Origin of the sequence: Cohnella thailandensis, from assembly GCF_014212135.1 — a bacterium.
Classification (GTDB): Bacteria; Bacillota; Bacilli; order Paenibacillales; family Paenibacillaceae; genus Cohnella; species Cohnella thailandensis.
Genome location: NZ_JACJVQ010000008.1, coordinates 393,087 through 415,600, shown reverse-complemented (window position 1 = coordinate 415,600; position 22,514 = coordinate 393,087). Strand labels below are relative to the sequence as shown.

Sequence of the window (22,514 nt, the reverse complement as noted above, 5' to 3'; positions counted from 1 at the left end):
AAAATATACTTAGGAACCGATATCAGTTAGATGATATAATTGCAAAAAATGGGAGGCGGGAATCGATAGATTCGATCGGCTTTCCCGCGAAGATGATTGGATAGCTAAGAAGGAGGATTCCCCCTTGTTCCGACGACGCAGTAAGACATTTGTGCTCCTCTGCCTTTCCTTCGTAATGGCATTGACGGTCTCTCCGTTCAGCGCGCTTGCCAGCATGCCGAAGTTCCAAACCGTAACGCCGACTTATTCTTTACCGGGTTACATCAACGATATTGCCTTCGCGGACGTGAACGGGGATGGCAACCAGGACGCGATCCTGGCGAATTCCACTACTAACGAGGTAGAAGTCTGGTATGGCAACGGCGATGGAACGCTACGGACAACGCCGTCTACGGTTTATCCGGCCGGCGATTCTCCCAGAGGCGCCGCTGTCGCCGATTTTAACGGCGACGGTTATCCGGATGTCGCGATCAGTAATTATCACTCCGATAATGTTTCGATTTTACTTGGCAACGGTAGCAATCTCGTTTCCGCGGGCACTTATATGACAGGACCGGGATCGGGTCCGCACGGAATTACTGCGGTAGACCTGGATCAAGACGGGTACGTGGACCTTGCCATCGCGGCGAATGATACGAGCCGGCTCGTCGTTCTCTACGGCGATGGGGCGGGAGCTTTCGAAGCTCCTGTCGACTTTCCCGTCGGAGCTTATCCGAGCTGGGTTATTACAGCCGATTTTAACCGGGATAACTTTCCCGATATAGCCGTTGCCAATGATGGCAACCCCAGTTCCGACATCAGCATTCTATTGAACAGCAAGGCGGGAAGGGGGAGCCAATTCGAAAACGATAAGAGAGCGGATGGTGGAATCAGTACCCCTACCGCCATGGTATCCGGCGATTTCAATAAAGACGGGTGGGCGGATTTGGCAACGGCCGATAATGGCGCAGACGGCGCTGCAGTTCTCCTGGGCAATGGGGATGGCACCTTTCAGTCGGCCGACCACTATCCGACCGGAAACGCTCCGATAGATATCGAGATGGGGGATTATGACGGCGACGGCAATTTGGATCTCGCCGTAATGGCCCAATGGACCACCACTACCATCCTCGCCGGAGATGGATTAGGGGGCTTTAGCGCGGGAGCCGTCTACCCGGTTGATGGGTACCTTAGTTCCGGCGACTTGAATAATGACGGTCTATCGGATTTGGCTATCTACTCCCCTAACTCCAGAAATCTTCAATTGCGAATAAGCAGGGCCGAAGGGGAACTCGCCTTGAGCGCCGCAACTTATTCCTTCTCCGAAAATGCCGGTAACGCGGTCATCACCGTCGACCGTACCGAAAGCTCGTACGGACAAACGAAGGTCCGAATTCGAACCACGGACGGTACGGCCGCCGCCGGAATCGATTATGCGGCGGTTGAAGATACGATCGCGTTCGGCCCGGGAATGTCCTCGATGACGTATTCGATTCCGCTCCTCGACAATTCCGTACGTACCGCGGACCGAACGTTCACCGTCACGATCTCCGATCCGACGAACGAAGCGGAACTAGGCGCGCTGACGAGCGCCACCGTCACGATCCAGGAGGACGATCCCGTTCCGGACACGGCTGCGCCGATCGTTGATGCCTCGAAGTTTGCCGCAGAAGACAACTACGGCGGTACGCCCGACCGCCTGGCAGGGGGATCGGGCGCGGTAGGCGAAAGCGGCGCGATCGTCCGCGCTTATCCGTGGGACGACGCCGACGGCGACGGCGCGGTCGATGCGGGCGAGCTAAGCGTATCTCCGATCGCGCTCGGGACAAGCATGGCAGACGGCTCCGTCGCGCCCGCCGATATCGGAGACCTCTCGCCCGGCACTTACAAGTATGTCATCACCGCGACCGATGCGGCGAACAATGAGTCGCCGCGGACGGCTGTCGCAGCTCTAACTATCGTGTTAACGAAAACGAGAGCGGATAATGCGGATTTAAGCAACCTGACGCTGAGTGTCGGCACGCTCGATCCCGTATTCGTGCCCGCGACTATGGGTTATGCAGCGAATGTGGCGAACGGCGTCTCTTCGCTGACGGTGACACCGACGCTAGCCGATAGCGGCGCGATGGCCGAGGTGCGGATTAACGGTGGTGCTTATGCGTCGGTAGCTAGCGGAATCGCGAGCAGTACGCTAAACTTGAACGTCGGCGCCAATACCATCGACGTACGAGTGACGGCGCAGGACGGCACCACGACAAAAACTTACACCGTAACGGTAACGCGGGCGGCGAGCGCAAACGCGGATTTAAGCGGCCTGGAGCTGAGCGCCGGCACGCTCGATCCCGCGTTCTCGCCGGGGACCGTGAGCTATACGGCGAATGTATCCAACAGCGTCTCTTCGCTGACGGTGACGCCGACTTTGGCCGACAGCGATGCGACGACTGAAGTGTGGGTCAACAGCGACGCCTATGAGGCGGTCGCGAGCGGAATCGCAAGCGGTGCGCTCCACCTGAACGTCGGCGCCAATATCGTCGACGTACGAGTGACGGCGCAGGACGGCATCACGACGAAAACGTATACGGTAACGGTGACGCGGGCGACGAGCGCGAATGCGGATTTAAGCGGCCTGGAGCTGAGCGCCGGCACGCTCGATCCCGCGTTCGCGCCGGGGACCGTGAGCTATACGGCGAATGTAGCCAATGGCGTCTCCTCGCTCACGGTTACGCCGACTGTAGCCGATAGCGGCGCGACGGCCGAGGTGCGGATTAACGGCGGAGCCTATGCGTCGGTCGCCAGCGGAATCGCGAGCAGTACGCTAAACTTGAACGTCGGCGCCAATACCGTCGACGTTCGCGTCACGGCACAGGACGGCACCACGACAAAAACCTACACGGTAACGGTGACGCGGGCGGCGAGCGCAAACGCGGATTTAAGCGACCTAGCGCTGAGCGCCGGCACGCTCGATTCCGCGTTCGCGCCGGGGACCGTGAGCTATACGGCGAATGTAGCCAATGGCGTCTCCTCGCTCACGGTTACGCCGACTGTAGCCGATAGCGGCGCGACGGCCGAGGTGCGGATTAACGGCGGAGCCTATGCGTCGGTCGCCAGCGGAATCGCGAGCAGTACGCTAAACTTGAACGTCGGCGCCAATACCGTCGACGTTCGCGTCACGGCACAGGACGGCACCACGACAAAAACCTACACGGTAACGGTGACGCGGGCGGGGAGCGCAAACGCGGATTTAAGCGACCTTGCGCTGAGCGCCGGCACGCTCGATTCCGTGTTCTCGCCGGGGACCGTAAGCTATGCGGCGAATGTGGTCAACAGCGTCTCTTCGCTGACGGTGACACCGACTGTAGCCGATAGCGGCGCGACGGCCGAGGTGCGGATTAACGGTGGTGCTTATGTGTCGGTCGCGAGCGGTGCGCTCCACCTGAACGTCGGCACTAATACCGTCGACGTGCGAGTGACGGCACAAGACGGCACCACGATGAAAACGTACACGGTAACGGTGGAACGGGCGGCGAGCGGGAATGCGGATTTAAGCGACATTGCGCTGAGTGCCGGCACGCTCGATCCCGCGTTCGCGGCAGCGACCGCGAGCTATACGGCGAATGTGGCGAACGGCGTCGCCACGTTGACGGTGACGCCGACGGTAGCCGATAGCGGCGCGACGGCCGAAGTGCGGGTCAACGGCAACGCCTATGAGGCGGTCGCGAGCGGAAGCGCAAGCGGTGCGCTCCACCTGAACGTCGGCGCCAATACCGTCGACGTTCACGTAACGGCGCAGGACGGCACCACGACGAAAACCTACACGGTAACGGTGACACGGGCGGCTTTCTATGCCGGCGAGGTCCCTCTTTTATCCGGAAATAACGATCTGCAGTCGCTCTCCGTGTGGGGTAGCGATGACCGGGAGATTCGGATCACGCCTTCCTTCAATAAAGGTCTAGTGCAATATAAAGCGGAAACCGAATCGGAACAGGTGGAGATCCGAGTCAGGGCCGATCGTGCTTCCTCTACGGTAACCATAGGGGGGACGGTAATCACCGATTCGATTTCCGTTATGCTGAAGGAAGGAGAGAATACGTTCGTTCTCGCCGTCAAAGCGGAGAACGGCACGATCAAGACCTATACCCTGTCCATCAGCCGCTTGTCGGCGAACGCCGGGACAGAGACTGAGACCGAGAGTCCTCCTTGCGCATTAACCGATATTAAAGGCCACTGGGCAGAGCAAATGATATGCGAAGCGGCCGCGGAAGGTATCGTCGAAGGCGATTCTGCTGCGAGTTTCCATCCTGACGGGCTGGTGACGCGGGCGGAATTCGCAGTCATGCTGCTGCGGACGCTGGACATATCTCCCGATTCGGAGACGGATAAGCTGCTGTTCGCCGACAGCTCGAAAATCCCTTCCTGGGCAATAGGTTCGATAAGCGCCGCAGTAGAGCTGGGCATTCTGGATGGCTATTCGGACGGAACGCTTCGGCCGCAGCAGTCGATTAGCAGAGCCGAGGTGGCAGCGATGATCGCCAAAGCCGCGAAGTGGGAGCCGAGCGGAACCCAAACCTCCTTCGCCGACGATGCCGATCTTCCAACCTGGGCGAAAGGCTTTATTCATTCGGCAGTCCAGCAGGGCGTGCTGGTCGGGCGCTCCGGCAACCGATTCGCTCCGGATGCCTGGATGACAAGAGCTGAAGCAACGGTCGCTCTTCTCCGGCTGAGATAACCATTTCTTCAGGCTGTTGATAAAGTGTCTATCAGACATTAGGCGTGCCCGTAACATTGCGATTTCTATTTAGGTATTTTTGTGCATCTATTCACTTTATCCTGACGCTGAACCGGCGAGGGTGAGGAGATCGTCTCGAATGAGACTATCTCGGCCTGCCAACGGGAAATACAGGGCTCGAATTTTGAAAACTAGAGAACGGGTTTCTCGACAGCCCGAAGAAATCCCTCCGTAGAGAATCTTCTGCGGAGGGATTTTTTTAAGCTTCCCCCGACAGAAGCCGGGCAAGCTTGGAGGGCGTGTCGTCCTCGTTCGCCGGAAGGTTGATCGTCACGGTAAGGTGGGGAGCGTCGGAGACGAGGAACGAGATTTGGTCGAACACAAGCCGGCCGGCCGTCGGATGGTGATTGATTTTCCGGCCCTCGGGACCATTCAGGACATCGTGCATCGGCCACCATTCGCGGAACTCCGCGCTGGCCCGGCTCAAGTCTCCGATGAGCTCCATCCACCAGGGGTCGCCGGGGAATTGGCCGTAGTTCGCCCGAAAATGAGCCAGACGGTGCCGGGCGTGATTCTCCCAATTCTCCCGAAGCATCTCGCGCACGTAAGGCGACGTGAACGTCCGCCAGAGGCTGTTGCGCTCTCGTGGAGACATTCGCTCATAGTCCCCATAAATCGTAGAGGCCGCCTTGTTCCAGGCTACGATATTCAAGCGCGGATCGGTGACGTAGGCCGGATTCGTTCCTTGTCCGTCTAGGAAGGCTTGCAGCAGAGGAGGAACGGAGTTCTCCGGCAAAGCCGAATCGGCGGGCAGCTGCTGAAGGGCCAGAAGGAACAAGTGCTTGCGCTCGTCCGAATCGAGCTCCAGGGCCCGGGAGAGGCTCTCCAGCACCTGGGCGGACACTTGGATCGGCCGCGCTTGCTCCAGCCACGTGTACCAATCCGCGCTAATGCCCGCCAGCATCGCGACTTCCCCTCGCCTTAGCCCCGGCGTGCGTCTTCGGCCATCGCCCGGCAGCCCCGCCTGTTCGGGCCGAATCCTCGCTCTTCGCGTTCGCAGGAATTGAGCCAGCTCCTGCAGACGTTCCTTCGACGATGCTTCCATTCCTTCCATCGGCTCCCTCGATCGATCTTCTCTTAAACTAGGAGAAGAACTCCTAGGATAAACTCTCCGCTTATTCTCGGTTATTATCCATTATACACTTCCCCTTGGGGCGCAAGCGATTTTATCATCCACGTTGCAAAGGGGAATGAACTTGAACAAAGCTGTTTCTATCCAGTCCGATAGAGGAGCAAGACGATTAGCCAAATCGTTGCTGCTTCTCGGAATTTCGATCGGGTACTTTATGGTGTTATTGGATACGACGATCGTGAGCGTGGCGCTTCCCGCCATTCGCGACGATCTGGGAGGAGGGGTAAACGGCCTGCAATGGGTAGTCAACGCCTACACGATCGTGTTCGCGGCGCTGCTTCTGTCGATGGGCGCCTTGGCGGACAAGTGGGGGGCAAAGAGGGTTTATCTTATCGGTTTGGTTTTGTTTCTGATCGCATCGGCTCTGATGGCCGCCGCTCCTTCGCTCGGGATTCTGATCTCGCTGCGAGCCGTTCTCGGGGCGGGGGGCGCGGCCTTGACTCCGGCGTCGCTCGCCTTGATAGCCCGCGCCTTCCCGGATCCGGCGGAGCGTGCCCGGGCTCTCGGCATCTGGGCGGCAGTGACGGGCATCGCGATGGCGGCCGGGCCCGTCGTCGGAGGCTTCTTGGTCGATTCGATCGGCTGGCGCAGCATTTTCCTTCTGAACGTCCCGCTGGCTCTCGTCAGCTTGGTCGCAACCTCGCGGCTCATCGGCGAGACCGATCGCCGGCCGAATCGGAGCTTCGACGCGGGCGGCCAGCTTACGGCCCTCGCGGCTATTGCCGCCGTCTCCTTCGCCCTTATGGAAGGGGAGACGTACGGATGGAGCTCGCCCGCGATTCTCGCCTCGTTCGGAGCTGCTTTGGCCGGCGCCATCCTGTTCGCGATTCTCGAAACCAAGGCCAAGGATCCGCTGCTGCCGCTAGCCATGTTCCGGAATCGGGCGGTATCGGCGGGAATGCTGGCCGGAATGGCCATTAACGTCGGCTTGTCGGGCATTCTCTTCCTGCTGCCGTTGTATGACCAGCAGTTCCGCGGGCTGTCGGCCCATTCGGCCGGCCTGGCTCTGCTTCCGATGATGATTCCGCTCGCCTTCAATCCGATCCTCACCGGCAGGCTCGTCGGCCGGATCGGGGCCAGGCTCCCGATGACGGCGGGCTTCGCGCTGGCGGGAATCGGAGCCTTGGCGCAAGCCTGGCCGGAGGAGACGGGCCCCGCTTCTGCCTTCGCCGGCTTGCTGCTCATCGGGTTCGGGGTGTCCTTGACGATCCCTTCCTTGATGGCCGCCGTGCTCGCGTCCGTTCCCAAGGAACAGACCGGCACCGCCTCGGGCGCCCTGAACGCCAGCCGGCAGCTCGGCGCGACGCTCGGCGTCGCCATCCTCGGCTCGATTCTGAGCGGCAGCGCTTCTTTTATGGGAGGAATGAGGGCGTCGCTTCTCGTCGTGACCGTTCTTTTATTCGGCGGCAGCCTGCTTTCGTTTGCTTTTATTCCCGGCAAGAAGAACTAAAGCGCCCTGCCGGTTGCCCCGGAAGAGGGACGGGACCGTTCGCGGTACTCCGAAGGCGTCATTCCGGTTCTCTCCTTGAACAGGCGGTTAAAAAATTTAAGGTCCTGATACCCGACGGCGGCCGCGATGGAGCCGATCTTATCCGAGGTTTCTCCAAGCAGCCGGCAGCATTCCTTGATTCGGGCGTTCTGCACGTATTCGGTCAGAGACATTCCCGAAGCGCCGCGCACCGTTCGCTGCAGCTGCCGGACGCTGATGCCCATCTCCGCGGCTAACTCTCCGGCACGAACGCCTCCCGCGCAATCCCGCTCGATTCGCTCAAGCAGCTCCCGAATTCCGCTTCCGCCGGTCGGGAAGGGTGCTGCGGACCGGACGCGATCGAGCCGGCGGAGCAACACCAAGAGCTCGATCAACCCCGAATGCAGCAGGGCGGAATAGCCCGTCGTCCGCTCGCTCGATTCCAAGTATAGGCGCTGCAGAAGCCTTCCGGCTTCTCCGTTCGAATCGCGAACGGCGAGCCAGCGGCCTTGCCGTTCCAGCTCTTCGTAGAAGGACGGAATGTCCGGCTCCAGAGGAAAAGCTCCGAAGGCGCCTTCCAAGTACTCTCTCGTAAAGATGCAATTGTATACGGACAAGCGTCCTTTCGGCGAGGCGGCGCGGGGGCGGAACACGTGGGACACGCCGACGGGGATGTAGAAGAGATCCCCCTTGGCCACTTTGAAATGGGTGCCGCCGATATAGTGCTCGCCGTCTCCTTCCGCGACGATGCAGATCTCGATAAAGTCGTGGGCATGCTCCTGAAGCTGGAACGATTCCTCCGCCCGATTGACGCAGATGGGCAGCTCCGGCGTAAAGAACAGGGAGCCGGGCGTTAGCCAGATAGGCCGATGGACGGTCAAGAACGACAGCCTCCTTCTCGAGTGCTTTTCTTTTCATCATAGTCTATTAACCGGCATCTATCCATTTATTTTGTCCGATTCCACCGCATCATGTGTCCGATTCAACCCTAAAGGACGACGTCCGCCGAAGAGTAGAATAGAGAGGAAAATACCCCGAAGAAGGAGTCGACTTAAGATGGATGCTGGCGGGATCGCGTGGCAGGCGCAGTGGATATGGGGCGGCGAAGAGGACCGTCCGCGCAACGAATGGAGATGCTTCCGGCGCTCGTTCGAGCTGCCGGACCAAGGAGTACAGGAAGCCCGAATCTCGATCACGGCGGATTCCCGGTACGTTCTGTACGTGAACGGGATTCTTAGCGGAAGAGGCCCGGTACGCTCCTGGCCTTCCGAGCAGAGCTACAACGTTCATGAGGTCGGCCATCTGCTTCGCCAAGGAACGAACACGATAGCCGTGCTGGTCATCAGTTACGGATTGTCCACGTTCCAGTATCTGCTCGGCAAGGGCGGGCTTCTCGCCCAGCTGGAGGCCGAGACGAACGCGGGAGCATCCTTCGTTCTCGGAACGGACGAGTCGTGGCGAACCGCTTCGCATAAGGGGTACGACCGCCGCTCTCCCCGCATGTCTTGCCAACTGGGGTTCTCCGAGAGCGTGGACGCCGGCTTATGGGACGATGGGTGGACCGGGGGGGAGTCCGATTTGCCGGAATGGGAGAACGCAAGAACGGTCGGGCGGCCGGGAGACGAGCCGTGGCCGTCCCTGAAGCCGAGCGCGATCCCTCCGCTGACCGAAGAGACGGTCTGGCCGGTGCGAGCGGAATCGCTGAAGCGGGTGGAGGCCGTCTCCTGGACGACCGCGCTCGACATCCGCAACGCCATGGATCCGGACAGCATCCGGCATGCCAATCGCGTGTCGTTCGTCGGGTATGCGGCCGTTATTGTCCGCTTAAGCGAAGACGCGGAAGCGACCGTCGGCTTCTTAAGCGGATTCGATGCGCTTCGGGGCATCGCCGTTAACGGAACCTACTATTCCGCGAACGACATGGAAGGCGAACGGCCGGAACGGTATCAGCGCCTGCGGCTTCGCCGCGGAGACAACCTGCTGGCGCTGGACTTGGCGGGAACCGATCATGGGACCGGCCTGCACTTCGGGATCGACAGCGAGGCGCCGTTCGAGCTTGTCTCCCCGCTTGGCGGCGAATCCGGCAGCGAAGCCCCGTTCGCGCTGATCGGGCCTTTCGCCGCGAGAGTGCCGATCGACCATGAGGAATCGGACTCGCCGCTGGCGGATTACGAAGGCTTCGGCGGAGATAAGCCTCTGGACGAGCAAGCCTTCGAACACTTCGGGATATACGGAAGCTTCCGAGCCGTCTCCTCGCCCTCGGAGCTGGCAGCCTACGAGAAATGGATCAAGCCATTCCCGGCCGAGCTGACGGCGCGCGAATCGGTCTTCGCCAAGAGCGTTTGGAGGAGGACGGAAGAGAGCCTCCCGATCCCGATGGACGTGCAGGCGGTCTGCATGGCGAACCGGACTCCCGCGGTCCTTCCTTTATTCGAAGGCGCGGACACGGAGCTGATCCTGGACTTCGGCAAGGAATGGTCGGGCTATCTCCGGTTCGAGGCGGACGCCCCGGCGGGAACCGTCCTCGACTTCTACGGCTTCGAGTATATGCGGGACGGGTGGCGCCAGGATACGTACATTCTGGATAACACGCTCCGCTACGTCTGCAAGGAAGGCCGGCAGAGCTACGAATCCCCGGTCCGGCGCGGCCTGCGTTATCTCATGGTGACGGTTCGGAACGCGTCCCGCCCGGTGCGGCTGTTCGGCGTGCAGATCGCCCAGAGCAATTATCCGGTGGCCGAGATCGGCCGGTTCCACAGCTCGGATCCGCTGCTTAACGATATTTGGGAGATCAGCAAGCATACGACCCGCCTGTGCATGGAGGACACGTTCGTGGATTGCCCGGCTTACGAGCAGGCGTTCTGGGTCGGCGACAGCCGCAACGAGGCGCTGGTCAACTACTACGTATTCGGCGCGACGGACATCGTGAGAAGATGCCTGGAGCTGGTTCCCGGATCGGCCTGGCAGACGCCTCTTTATGCCGATCAGGTTCCGAGCGGCTGGAGCAGCGTCATTCCCAACTGGACCTTCTTCTGGGCGATCGCGTGCCGGGAATTCGCGGAGCATGCCGGCGACCGGTCGTTCGCGAAGAGGATGTGGCCGAAGATCCGGTTCACCTTGGAGCACTATTTGCGGAAAATCGACGATCGCGGACTGTTCTTCATAAGAGGCTGGAACCTGCTCGACTGGGCGCCTATCGATCAGCCCCGCAACGGCGTCGTCACGCATCAGAACGCGATCCTTGCCAGAACGCTTCGCGACGCGGCGAAGCTGGCGGAGCTGGCCGGAGCCGCCGAAGAGGGCGCCGTCTTCGCGAAGGCGGCCGATTCGCTCGTCGAGGCGATCAACGAGCACCTCTGGTCCGACGAGCGGCAAGCCTATCTCGACTGCATTCACGCGGACGGCAGAAGGTCGGATGTCTTCAGCATCCAGACGCAGGTCGTCGCTTACCTGAACGGCGTCGCCGAAGGGGAGCGCAAGGACCGGATCGCCGGCTATCTGATCGAGCCGCCCGCCTCGTTCGTGCAGATCGGCAGCCCGTTCATGGCGTTCTTCTATTACGAGGCGCTTGCTTCTCTAGGCCGCTACGACATCATGCTGGACGACATGCGCGCCAATTACGGCCAAATGATCGAATACGAGGCGACCGCTTGCTGGGAGATGTACCCCAACTTCAAGGAGAACCGCCCGAATCCGAAGATGCTCACCCGCAGCCATTGCCATGCCTGGTCCGCCGCCCCGGGGTACTTCCTGGGCGCCGTCGTGCTGGGAGTCCGCAGGGCTTCCGACGGCTGGAAGAGCGTCAAGGTCGCTCCGCAGCCGGGCGACCTGAAGTGGGCGCGCGGCGCGGTGCCGCTGCCGGACGGAGGCCGGATCGACGTGTCCTGGCGAATCGTCGAACGGGAAGGGGGACGAGTATTCGACCTCGAGGTCCGGGCGCCCAAGGGAGTCGAAGTCGAGCTTATCGCCCCGGATGGCTGCTCGGCCGATATGAGATTGCTGGAAACGCGATAACCAAACCGCGGCAGTCTGGGATGGGGCAATACCGTCCCGGACTGCCGCGGTTTTTTTACTCGTCGCTCTTGACTCCAAGTCGGAGAATACTTGATTCTAATCGATGCAGCCCAGAACCGTATTGTTCAACAGATTTACTCGCTCCGCGGCTCAAGCAAAGCTAGACTATCCCCGACTGTATCTGTCGACTATATTGAAGTACACTACAAGTAGGAGGCGATTCGAGTGACCAATAAGTCCAATGAATTACCGATTATGTTTTTTGGCGAACAGCAATCTCTCGAGAATTGGCTTGAGAACCATCATGACACTTCACCGGGAATCCGGCTGCAAATCTCGAAAAAAAATTCCGGCGTGGTTACCGTATCCTACGATGAAGCCCTTGAGAGTGCATTGTGTTACGGATGGGTTGACAGCCAGAAGGAAAAGTTCGATGAAAAAATGTGGATTCAACGATTTACTCCGCGCAGGGCTAACAGCATCTGGTCGAAAGTAAATAAAGACAAAGCAGAGCTTCTCATTGCAAATGGAAGAATGAAGCCCTCTGGGTTCAAAGCGATTGAAGTTGCCAAAAAGAATGGACAATGGGATAAGGCCTACGAATCGCAAAGTATCGCTTCTATGCCTGAGGATTTGGCAATCGAACTTGAGCGTAATGTCAAAGCGAAGGCATTTTATGATACGTTGAATAGCCAAAATAAATATGCAATCCTGTTCAGAATCCATAACGCCAAGAAGCAAGAAACCCGGGCGAAACGAATTCAACAGTTTGTAGAGATGCTTGAAAAAGGCGAAAAAATCTATCCCTAATCAGTCCCTATCGATTTTGAACTAAAATGCACGACGGCAGCCGGCCAACAAGCGCGGCTGCCTTTTTCATTTAACTACTGATATATTTTGGATTCGGAAACCGTCTTTATACTGAACTAGCGAAAGGAATGGAATTTATTTAAAGGAGAATCGAAATGAGGCTGTTTGAAGTGCTGCTTTTTTTGTCGGACATCGGCTTGTTTACATTAACAGTCCTTTTATCAAAGGGACGGCGCAGAATACCGGTATTCGTTGCCAGCGGGATCGCCACGCTTTTGCTGGTCATTCATTGGACGGTGGAAGGATACAGACTTCAGCTGATTTTCCCATATTGCATAACGATCCTATATTTAGCCCTTTCAGGTTATCGCTATTTTAGAAAAGAAAGCCCCAAAAAAATCCCGCGCTTCCTGTCGGGTTCTGCTTATACCGCAATCGCGATCATGCTGGTCGTAACAGCGGGTCTCATGTATGCTTTTCCCGTATTTAAACTACCTGAACCGACAGGCGAATTTAAGGTAGGAACGCAAACTTTCCATCTCGTGGATACGAATAGGGAAGAGATTTTCGATGAAGCCATTGATAGCAAGAGAGAATTGATGGTTCAGGTATGGTATCCGGCTCAAGCCGGCACCGGCAAGTACGCTCCCTTTGTTCCCGATACCCGGATTTTACGTTATATGGCCGCGGACTATGGCCTTCCCGGGTTTACTCTTCAACACTTGAAGTACGTATCCAGTCATGCTTATTCGGGGGCCGAAGTCTCTTCGGCAAAGACTTCATACCCGCTGATCCTTGCCAATCCCGGCAACGGCTCTTCCAGGTTCCTCCACACGTCGCAAGCCGAGAATCTCGCGAGTCACGGATATATCGTGGCCGTGATCGACCACACCTACAATACATTCGCAACCGAGTTTCCGGACGGTCGAATCGCGACCGGCACAACCAACGACTTATTCTCTCCCGACGACGATTACCGGACGAGTAGAGAAAGCCGCGACAAATTGGGAAAAGTTTTAACCGACGATGTGACGTTTACGCTGGACCAATTCGAGCTCATCCAATCGGGGCGGATTCCAAGTCCTCTCAAAGGGAGGATGGATCTCGGTCATATCGGGGTGTTCGGCCATTCCATCGGCGGAGCGACGGCCTATGACGCTGCTTACGATCCGCGAATCGCGGTTGGAATCGACCTGGATGGAGGGCTTTATCGAATGCGTGACAGAGAGGGGCTGCGAAAGCCGGTTTTGTTCATCAACTCGGAAAGCTATTTCGAAAAATTAAAGAGGGTGATGGATAACCGGGTCTACACGGATGCAGAGCTTAACCGTATGGGCTCGACGAGAGAGTGGGAGGATCAAGTAACGGAAGATAAAAAGCTGGAGCTTGAACGGATGCGCGAATCGGTCGCCGCAGGGGGACAAGTCCTCTATATCGATAATACGGAGCATTTGAATTTTGCCGACGTCCAGTTCGTTTCTCCGATTTTCAACATGCTGGGCATTACAGGAACGATTGCGCCCGAAAGAGCGAACTCCGTTATCAATGCCTATATGCTGGACTTCTTCGATAGGCATCTGAAAAATCAGGGCGGTAGCTTATTGGAAGGACCGGATACCCGCTTTCCGGAGGTGAAGTTCGTAACTTCGCTATAAAGGGCGGAGCTGGCTACCCACCCGCTGAACGATAGAGGACCTCTCCTCTCCCGAGAAAACAATGGTTGGCGCCGTTTTATCGATGTTGACGTTCAATCTCGTCACCATACATTCGAAGGCGGCGTTGCCACCCAGAATATCGAGACCATGCATAAGAAGCCGCGAATAGCCGCGGCTTTTTTGTTTTAACCATGCAAGTTCTTGTCCAAAATTCGTACCCGAGAGCTGTCTCTGCCCGAACGCGCCTAGATCCGCGAGAAGCTCCCGTAAGGAAATGTCTCTTCTTAAATGTTACGGCTAATCTATTGAAACGGAAATTCAAATCGGTTAGCATGGCGTTAACTATTAGTTGCCGGGATTCCTCATTATAACCGTACCAACCACGGTGTCAGCCTCACGAAGGCAGCGGTCTGGTAAATTAAAGTCGAGCGCTCAGGGAGCAGCCTACAATGAATTTCATCCGAAAGTACGGTAATCACAAGAAGCGGCGTATGTTCAATCGAATTTTTCTTACCTCCTTCTCGATTGCAGTCAGCGTGCTGCTCATTCTAGGATTGTTCAGCAACGCGTATACGACTCGGGTGGTACGCGACCAGGCGAATAAAGCGGATACCATCTATTTGAAGCAAGTCTCGAATACGATTGATCGACAGCTTTACGATATTCAAATCAACGTGATGTCCCTTCTGGATACCCCCTATTTCTCCCGGGAATATCGTAATGATCTTGATGAAGCTCCGGATGCCGTCGAAATTGCGAACAAGGTATTGCCTATGCTTAACGCTTTCCTGGTTAACAACAAGTACTTGGATGACCTCTCGCTTTATATCAAAGGGGTTGGCCTTATATCCCCGAATCAAGGTCTTAACCGGCCCGATATGATCCCCGACTTGGAGCTGCTGGAACTACAGATGCGGGGAAAGACGCAGAGTAAATGGTACGATGGCGTTTTTTCATACCGCGTGGCCTATGGGACGCGCAGCGGAGTTACGCTTCTGAATAAGTTTCCGTATGCCAGCAACTCAGAACCGATCGGCTTGATGATTGCTACGATCAATCCTCGCTCAATTAAAGATTCTATTGTCGCTTCGGAGATTTACGATGGACAATTCATGACCATCCTTAGCGAATCGGGAAATCGCATTGCCACAACCTCTGCCGTTTCTTTTCCAAAGGAATTCGATCTGCAGCTCCGGGATGATTCCCGGGTTCGCGATCAATTTGAATATGTATATGATCGAACCGAGTATTTCGTATCGGCGTATCATTCCGCTTACACGCATTGGACTTACTTTGACATCATTCCGGTTAAAGAGCTTAATCAAGAAGCCCGAGGAATTCTGGTCATGACGTTATCGATCATCGCCGTTCTTCTCTTGTTGGCTGCCGTAGCCGCTTTGCTTGGAAGCGTATGGAGTTATCGGCCATTCAAACGGCTTCTTGGCTTGATGAGAAGGGAAGAAAGCGGCGTTGTCGAAAGCGATGACATCGGTTATGCATTAACGCGCTGGGAAGAGGTCGAGAACAAGACCAAAGAATTGAAAATGACCACGAAGGAGCTTGAAGACCGATTGACCAGGCATGCTCCTATGTTGCGCGAGACGGTTACCCTGCAGTTGCTGCAAGGGCACCTTAACCACTATGATGCGGAACAACTGGAGGAGCTGCTGAAGCGTTATGAACTGAAGCTCATGAACAGTACCTGCGTACTTACCGCCACGTTCGACCGGTCTGAGCATGGCGTTAGCAAATTTCAACATACCGACAAAGATTTGATTTTGTTCGCGATGAAAAATATTGTCAATGAATTGCTGGAGACAGGTCCTTATAACGGTATAGCGGCGCATCTTCCGAATGACACGTTGGCTGTCCTGATTTGGCTCTCCGAACCGGAAGAGAACAATGAATTGCGATTAAGCGATATGGAACAAGCGGCTGAGCAACTGCGGGCCATATGCGAGAACTATTTGCGATTGCCCGTCACCGTAGGTCTGGGCGGCATTGCCAAACAAGCATCTGAGGTACCCGTCCTGTATGAGCGTGCGATTGCCGCGTTGGAGGCTAGAATTATTTATGGCCGCAACCAGGTGTTATACGATGCGGATCCTTCCGGATACAGCGGACGCTACCCGATCGAATTGGAATCCCGATATGAGAGCGCTTTAAAACTGGGGAGTAAGGAAGACGCGGTCAGGATGCTAATCGACTTCTCGAACTATGTGAAAGCGAATGTCGTATCGGCAGACGGCGTACAAACTTTCTATAACCAATGGCTGGCAGCAACGCTTCGAACCGCTTATGCGCTCCAGATCGACGTAACCGGGCTATTGGAAGGTCACGAGCCCTATACGATCATTCAAAGCAGAAGCAGCATTGAAGATTTGAACGAGTGGTTCATCAAGCATTACATTCAACCGATAACCGATAATGTCCTTCAACTGAATCAACGCGACTATTCCGAGATGGTAGACCAAGCGATAAGTTTTATTCGCCGGGAATATGCCAGGGACATTTCGTTGGAAGAATGCGCAGAGTATTGTCAGGTAAGCAAGGCGCATTTGACCCGATATTTCCGTAAAATAACCGGGATGTCTTTCCTTGAATATGTGACGAAGCACCGGATCGAACAGTCCAAGGACTTGCTTCTAAACACCGATTTGCCGATAAGCACCATCTCGGAGATGATCGGGTACCAACGAATTAACTTTATGCGCGTGTTCAAAAAGACGGAAGGCATGACGCCTGGCCAATATAGGGAGAGTCGACAGCGATCCGTTTGATAGACATAAGAGACATGCTTCATCGTTCTAGCGATGGCTGTCTCTTTTTTTAGTTCGGTTTGTTCCGTGTATCCGATTTGATTCGGCGGCGGGGCGGCGAAGTCGATTTGCAACATGGCGATATAGGCGCCTCCGCATCCGAATCGATACTATCTTGTAACATTCCGGGTCGCTTATGATGCGATTGAGCGGGCCGAGTCCGTTCCAATCGGGCCGTGAACTTCAGACAGAGGAAGGAGTAGTAGAGTTGATTGCAGGAAGGTGGATGAACAGTGGGTGATTGGAAAGCGGCGATACGCCGGGACAAGTATTTGTATTTGTTGATCTTGCCGGGCGTTCTTTATTTCTTGATGTTTCAATATGCGCCGATGTGGGGGATCGCGCTGGCTTTTCAAGACTATTCTCCGTTCCTTGGATTCTGGCATAGCGATTGGGTGGGATTCGAGCATTTTCGAACTTTCATCTTGCATGAGGATTTTCCTATTCTTCTCCGCAATACGCTCGGCATTAATTTCCTGAATCTGCTCTTTTTCTTTCCGGCGCCGATCGCCCTCGCGATTATGCTGAATGAGCTTCGCTCTGTGAAATTCAAGAGATTCGTGCAAACGACGATTTATTTGCCCCATTTTATGTCGTGGGTCGTTATTGTCGGAATCTGCTACCTTATCTTGGGGCAGGGCGAAGGCATTATCAATAAAATCATCTCAGACTACGGTGGAGACAAGGTTGATTTCCTGACGAATGCCAATCGATTCTGGACGATGTTGACCGCCCAAAGCATTTGGAAGGATGCCGGATATGGCACGATTATCTTTCTGGCTGCCTTGACCGGAATCAATCCCGAGCTATACGAAGCGGGACAAATCGACGGTGCGAACCGCTGGCAGAAGATTCGATATATCACCATTCCCGGAATTAAATCGACAATCATCGTCCTATTGATCCTGCGGCTTGGCAGCCTGCTAAGCGTCGGGTTCGAACAAGTGTACCTGATGACGAGCGCCCCCGTTGCTTCCGTAGCCGATGTATTCGACACCTATGCCTATCGCGTTGGAGTGCAGCAAGGGAATTTCAGCTTTGCAACCGCAGCGGGCTTGTTTAAATCCGTCGTCGGGCTCGTACTCGTGATAGGGGCCGACCGGATGGCCAAGAAGTTTGGGGAGGAAGGAGTGTATTGATATCAGCACTACAGCCTTAGGGAGAAATAAAGCAGTCGATCTTGCGTTGTACGGTCTACTGTCCTTGTTTGCTCTCGCGACGTTGCTGCCGTTTATCTATATCGTGCTGGTTTCCTTCACTTCGCCGTCGGAATACGCGAGGACACCGATATTGTTGTTTCCGAGGGAATGGAGCACGGCATCTTACGATTATATTTTTCGGTCCGGAAGCTTCATGCGGTCTATGGGAGTCAGCGGTTTTCTGGCCATCGTTGGAACCGCTTGCAGCTTGCTGGTCACCTCGACCTTGGCTTACGGACTTTCCCGCAGCCGATTGAAGGGCAGGCGCGTTATTCTCGGCGGGATCTTATTTACGATGCTGTTTAATCCGGGAATGATTCCCGCCTATATGATCGTTAAAGAATACGGTCTGATGAACAGCATCTGGTCTTTAATTTTGCCATCGCTGAGTTCAGCCTTCTACGTTCTGCTAATGAAGGGTTTCTTTCAGGAGATTCCTGCAGAATTGGAGGAATCCGCCAAGATGGATGGCAGTTCCGATATCGGCGTGTTCTTCCGAATTATCGTTCCCGTCTCGATCCCTGCGATCGCAGCCTTCGGGTTGTTCTACGGAGTCGGATTCTGGAACACCTTCTTTGCGGGCGTCATGTACATTACCGATGATGCGAAGCGGCCGCTTCAGGTTGTCCTGCAAATGATGCTGCTCAACGCTTCGACAGGGGTAGGCAGCGGCGCTGCCGCTCAAGCGTTAAGCGTGGAACAGAGGCTCCCCCCTGAGACCTTGAAGATGGCTGCCGTTATCGTATCCTCGCTTCCGATTATCGCCGTGTATCCGTTTCTGCAACGATATTTCGTCTCCGGCATGATGTTGGGTTCCGTTAAAGGATGAGGCGAACCAACTGCAGGAAAGGGGGGATGCCTATGCCTGAAGCGGATCATGGCGCCGATCGATGCTTCAGGTCTAGACAAGGTATAAATTTAAAGGGAGCGATAAGATAGTCAACCTTATTAAGGGAGGTCCAAACGTGAACCAACGGTGGAAAAGAACATTATTGCCGTTCCTTGCCGCGGCCACTATTGCCGTAGCGGGATGCGGAAGCAATGAAAAAGAGGCAAATCCGAGTCAATCGAACCGTCCGGAAGAGAAAGCGCAGGCGCCCGTCGAAATTACGGTTCTTGCGCCCACTTACGGAGAATCCACTCCTTCGGATATAGAGCGTATACAGAAGTTGAATGAGAAACTGAATGTGAAAATGAACATAACGTTCGCACCGTCCAACAACTATCAGGATAAGTTGAACGCGGTTCTTGCAACCAATGATTTGGCGGATATCACCGTTGTCTGGGATCCCAGCAACCATGCGTGGGCCAATGCAATCGCCCAGGGAGCCTTCTGGGATTTAACTCCGTACATTAAGGATTATCCCAATCTATCTCAGATACCGGAAAGCATCTATAACGTCACTGCGATCAATGGCAAACTCTTCGGAATCCCGCGGGTAAGACCGACGGACGGGCATGAAGCGATCATTATTCGCAAAGATTGGCTGGATAAGCTGGGCTTGCCGGTTCCACAGACAACGGAAGAGTTTACAGAGGTGCTTGAAGCCTTTACGAAGAACGATCCTGACAATAATGGGAAAGCGGATACTTATGGCATCGGTGCGAGCGGATCCCCAATTCCGCAAACGTACTTGTTGTCGATGTTCAACGGCCCATTCGGATTTGCGCCTATGTTCGGATTCGTTAAGGACGATTCGGGTCGATTGACCCCGCGCATTGCTTCGCAAGAGACGCGCGATGCTCTTTCGTACTGGCAAGCGCAGTATAAGGCCGGGTACTTCGCTCCTGATTTTCCGGTGATGAAAGGAACCCAGCCATTTGATTTATTTATTCAGAACAAGGTCGGCATGGTCATAACCAACATTAATCAAGTAATCGGGCCGCCGGACTGGCAGACGGAGCTCCGCAAATCGGTTCCCGATGCGGTCGTGCAAGCGATCGAGCTTCCGGCTGCGGCTGACGGCAAGCGATATTATGAGAAGGCCAGCGGATCCTTCGGAATTCTGATGATTAATAAGAAGGTTCCCGAAGAGAAATTAAAGAAGATTCTCGAAGTGATGGATTACACTTCAACCCAAGAAGGTTTCTTGCTCGTAGCCAGCGGCATTGAGGGTAAAGATTATGAAGTTCCGAATCCTAAGCTCCCGCTCGTTACGAAGCCTTCCGAAGCCGCCGCCGCATTAAACAGCCAGCATAATCAGTGGATTCCGGGATATTTCAACAAATACCTCCGGGCGGAGAGCGGTTTGTGGAGCGACGAAATGAACGACTACAGCCATCAACTCGTAGACTCGATCGAGAAACAATCGGTGCTTGATTTGTCTCTTGGCATTACGTCCGTTACATGGAACGAGCAGAATGCGGATTGGAGCAAGAAAATAAACGATATGATCGTGAATGTCATCATCGGCAAAAACACGGTGGAAGATTGGGACCAGCTCATTCGGAAGCTCCAATCCGAGCCGGCCTGGGACAAGATCGTTCAAGAGGTTAATGAAAGCTATTCGTCCAGGAATAATCAATAGCGCGAGTTCGGGGAGGCAGGGACTGGAACAACGATGCAGCCCCTGCCTCTTCACCTGAGGAGCGAGGGGAAACGATATGCATTACTATGGCGTTGCTTATTACCCGGAATTGCGTACGCATGAACAGATAGAATCCGATCTTACGCTGCTGGCGGAGGCGGGGATGAACTTGATCCGGGTTGGCGAATTTGCATGGTGCGAGTTGGAACCGGCAGAAGGCATTTACCGGTTCGAGTGGCTCGAATCCGTCGTCGAACGGGCAAGCAGCAAGGGGATTTGGACCGTATTGTGCACGCCGACTGCCGCTCCTCCGGCCTGGCTGACCGAACAAATGCCGGATATGGGGTATGTCGACAGTCAAGGGCGCCAGCGTCCTTTCGGCAGCAGAAGGCATTATTGCTACAATCATCCCCGCTATCGCGAACTGTCCAGCCGTATTGCCGAGAAGTTGGCGGCCAGATTTCGCGATCATCCTCGCGTTATCGGTTATCAGATCGACAACGAGATGGCGCAAGAAGGAACCGGCAGATGCCGGTGCAACCTCTGCAAGCGACAGTTTCACGCTTGGCTGGAACGCAAATACGGATCCATCGAGCAGTTGAATGCCCGTTGGGGCACGGTCTTCTGGGGACAACGTTACGATTCGTTCGAGCAAATCGGTCTGCCTGTGGCTACGATGGAGGCGAATTCGATTTCCCCCATCCCTGCCTTCTTCGATAACCCGTCGTTGCGGCTGGATTTCGAGCGCTTCTGCAGTCAATCGCAGATCGAATATTTACAGATCCAGGCCGAGGCGCTTCGAACTTTCGGAAGTCCCAATCAGACCGTTACGACGAACGGCACGGGTACCGGAACGAATAGCATTAATTATTTCGATGCGTTCGCGCCAATGGACCGTTACGGCGTCGATGCTTATCCGAATTTGCGGGGCGAGGATCTTTATGCCGCTTCTTTCGAGTGGTCGCTTGCCCGCAATGTCGCCGTATCGACCGATAATCATCGCTTCTGGGTACTGGAACTGGCATGCGGAGGCGGGCATGGGCTATGGGGCTTCGAAGGTCGGCTGCAGCCCTATCCCGGAGCGATTAAGCAACTCGCGCTGCATGCTTTCGCCAGCGGTGCGGAACTGGTCACTCATTTTCAATATTTGCAGTTTCCTTACGGAGCCGAGCAACTGAATTATTCCATTCTCGATGCGGATGGGATTCCTCGCAGGCGATACGAGGAGGTGAGGGCGGCTGCGAGCGACCTGCGTGAGATGGCCGATATGCTGGAACGAACGGAAATTCGTTGCGATACGGCGCTGTTATTCGATTATGATTCTTTATGGTCTTTGGGCATCAAGCCCGTAAACCACGATTTCACATACGTCGATCATGCCCGGGAATGGTATGCCCGTCTGCTGGAATCGGGGATCGGCGCGGATGTCATCTCCGCGGAAGCAGGTTTCGATCGGTATGCCTTGCTGATCGTACCCTCGCTGTTTGTGACGGATTGCAAGCTGCAGGCGAAGCTTAAGGCATATGTCGCCAACGGAGGCACGCTCATCGCGACATTCTTAACCTCCGTGAAGAACAAGGACAATGTCGCTCATCAGCAATCCTTGCCCGCAGGATTAACCGATTTGTTCGGCATTCATGTGACGGAGTGGGAGCCCGTATTCGAGCAATCCATTGCGACTGTCGGAATCGAGGTGAAGGGCGAACGGCTTTCCGGTTCGAACCGTCATTGGACAGAAAGCCTGGAGCAGCATGGTGCCGTGCTTGCGGCGGAATATATGAACACTTTCAGACAAGGACAAGGGGTAATCAGTTCTTATAAGTACGGTTCAGGTACGGCGCATTACGTCGGCACAACGATTGCGCGGGAGGCAGGCAAGGAATGGTTGGTTTCCCTAGCGGAACAAGCAGGGGTTTCCATTGCGCCATTCCAATTGCCAAGCGGCGTAGAGGTTATTCGGCGGGAAGGAGAAGGGGAGACGGTCTGGATCTTATTTAATGCCAATACGTGCGAGAAGGAGATTGCCATCGACGGGACTTTCGTCCGATTATCGGATCGGTTGCCCGTTCCGAATAACATTCGCTTGCCCGCCAAGGGTTATATTGCTCTAGTTAGCAGTTAATA

At 55.4% G+C, this 22,514-nt stretch carries 12 protein-coding genes; 10 read left to right on the top strand and 2 right to left on the bottom strand.

Annotated elements, in window-relative coordinates:
* Positions 1-124: 124 nt before the first annotated feature.
* Positions 125-4,705 (top strand): cadherin-like beta sandwich domain-containing protein, encoded by a 4,581-nt coding sequence (locus tag H7B67_RS13145; RefSeq protein WP_185120273.1) that lies wholly within the window; start codon positions 125-127, stop codon positions 4,703-4,705.
* A 259-nt stretch (positions 4,706-4,964) separates the two neighbouring features.
* Here the strand turns inward: H7B67_RS13145 and H7B67_RS13140 are convergent, their stop codons facing one another.
* Entirely contained in the window at positions 4,965-5,810 is an 846-nt protein-coding gene (locus H7B67_RS13140) for a helix-turn-helix transcriptional regulator (RefSeq protein ID WP_185120272.1), read from the bottom strand.
* A gap of 145 nt (positions 5,811-5,955) precedes the next feature.
* On the opposite strand from H7B67_RS13140, the gene H7B67_RS13135 reads away from it, so the two are divergent.
* A complete protein-coding gene (locus H7B67_RS13135; protein WP_185120271.1) occupies positions 5,956-7,347 on the top strand; it encodes an MFS transporter in 1,392 nt (463 codons plus the stop codon).
* Here the strand turns inward: H7B67_RS13135 and H7B67_RS13130 are convergent.
* Entirely contained in the window at positions 7,344-8,246 is a 903-nt protein-coding gene (locus tag H7B67_RS13130; RefSeq protein ID WP_185120270.1) for an AraC family transcriptional regulator, read from the bottom strand. The two genes, H7B67_RS13135 and H7B67_RS13130, sit on opposite strands and share 4 nt — an antisense overlap.
* Before the next feature lie 175 nt (positions 8,247-8,421).
* On the opposite strand from H7B67_RS13130, the gene H7B67_RS13125 reads away from it, so the two are divergent.
* From H7B67_RS13125 to H7B67_RS13090, 8 genes are all read left to right on the top strand, one after another.
* A complete protein-coding gene (locus H7B67_RS13125; protein WP_185120269.1) occupies positions 8,422-11,379 on the top strand; it encodes a family 78 glycoside hydrolase catalytic domain in 2,958 nt (985 codons plus the stop codon).
* Between the two features lie 225 nt (positions 11,380-11,604).
* Positions 11,605-12,189, top strand: coding sequence for a YdeI/OmpD-associated family protein (locus tag H7B67_RS13120; RefSeq protein WP_185120268.1), 585 nt, complete (start codon positions 11,605-11,607; stop codon positions 12,187-12,189).
* Positions 12,190-12,344: 155 nt separating this feature from the next.
* The gene (locus tag H7B67_RS13115) at positions 12,345-13,844 is read left to right on the top strand and encodes an alpha/beta hydrolase family protein (protein WP_185120267.1); all 1,500 of its coding nucleotides are present in this window, start codon (positions 12,345-12,347) and stop codon (positions 13,842-13,844) included.
* A 449-nt stretch (positions 13,845-14,293) separates the two neighbouring features.
* Positions 14,294-16,624, top strand: coding sequence for a helix-turn-helix domain-containing protein (locus tag H7B67_RS13110; protein ID WP_185120266.1), 2,331 nt, complete (start codon positions 14,294-14,296; stop codon positions 16,622-16,624).
* A gap of 272 nt (positions 16,625-16,896) precedes the next feature.
* Positions 16,897-17,802, top strand: coding sequence for an ABC transporter permease (locus tag H7B67_RS13105; protein WP_342592583.1), 906 nt, complete (start codon positions 16,897-16,899; stop codon positions 17,800-17,802).
* Between the two features lie 46 nt (positions 17,803-17,848).
* Positions 17,849-18,691: a carbohydrate ABC transporter permease gene (locus tag H7B67_RS13100; RefSeq protein ID WP_221468755.1), complete on the top strand. Its 843-nt coding sequence runs from the start codon at positions 17,849-17,851 to the stop codon at positions 18,689-18,691.
* Positions 18,692-18,827: 136 nt separating this feature from the next.
* Positions 18,828-20,390 (top strand): extracellular solute-binding protein, encoded by a 1,563-nt coding sequence (locus tag H7B67_RS13095; protein ID WP_185120265.1) that lies wholly within the window; start codon positions 18,828-18,830, stop codon positions 20,388-20,390.
* Between the two features lie 76 nt (positions 20,391-20,466).
* Positions 20,467-22,512, top strand: coding sequence for a beta-galactosidase (locus tag H7B67_RS13090; protein WP_185120264.1), 2,046 nt, complete (start codon positions 20,467-20,469; stop codon positions 22,510-22,512).
* Positions 22,513-22,514 lie beyond the last annotated feature (2 nt).

Coding starts and splice junctions, on each gene's coding strand:
- H7B67_RS13090 (WP_185120264.1), top strand. CDS start 20,467: ATGCATTACTATGGCGTTGCTTATTACCCGGAATTGCGTACGCATGAA.
- H7B67_RS13110 (WP_185120266.1), top strand. CDS start 14,294: ATGAATTTCATCCGAAAGTACGGTAATCACAAGAAGCGGCGTATGTTC.
- H7B67_RS13135 (WP_185120271.1), top strand. CDS start 5,956: ATGAACTTGAACAAAGCTGTTTCTATCCAGTCCGATAGAGGAGCAAGA.
- H7B67_RS13125 (WP_185120269.1), top strand. CDS start 8,422: ATGGATGCTGGCGGGATCGCGTGGCAGGCGCAGTGGATATGGGGCGGC.
- H7B67_RS13140 (WP_185120272.1), bottom strand. CDS start 5,810: ATGGAAGCATCGTCGAAGGAACGTCTGCAGGAGCTGGCTCAATTCCTG.
- H7B67_RS13115 (WP_185120267.1), top strand. CDS start 12,345: ATGAGGCTGTTTGAAGTGCTGCTTTTTTTGTCGGACATCGGCTTGTTT.